This is a genomic window from Mycobacterium sp. UM_CSW, from assembly GCF_000455205.1.
GTDB lineage: Bacteria > Actinomycetota > Actinomycetes > Mycobacteriales > Mycobacteriaceae > Mycobacterium.
On record NZ_AUWQ01000158.1, the window covers coordinates 1 to 550 of the forward strand.

Genomic DNA, 550 nt, shown 5'->3' on the forward strand with positions numbered 1-550 from the left:
CCTCCGCCGCCCCCACCGGCGGCGTCGACGGCGCCGCTGTCGGAGCCGAAGACCGCGCCGCCGGTGGCGCCCACGCCGCCGTGGGCGCCACCACCGGTGCCGCCGTGGCCGCCGGTGATCCCTGCCCCGATGGCGCTAAAGCCGGTGGCGGCTCCACCGCCGCCGCCGCCGCCGAAGCCGCCGAATCCGCCGGCGATACTGCCGGCGCCTGCACCGCCGCCGCCTCCGAACGCGAGGGCGGTGGAGCTGCCGGCGACGAGGACCGTCGCGTCACCGCCGTCGCCGCCGTTGCCGCCGACCCCGCCGATGCCGGTGCCGATGCTGTTGCCGCCCGCGCCGCCTCCGCCGCCGCCGCCGCCGGCGATGGCGCCGTTGGTGGTGATGGTCAGGATGCCCGATCCGCCGTCGCCACCGTGGCCGCCGTGGCCGCCCGTGTTGCCGTTGCCGCCGTTGCCGCCATTGCCGCCATTGCCGGCGGCTTCGACGATGTTGGCGGTGGTGTTGATGCCGGCACCGTTGCCGCCGTCGCCGCCGTTGCCGCCGTCGCCCG

General features: G+C 78.5%; 1 pseudogene. It reads right to left on the reverse strand.

The features are described from left to right. Positions 1 to 550: pseudogene (locus N415_RS32105) on the reverse strand (PE family protein); the annotation flags it as partial.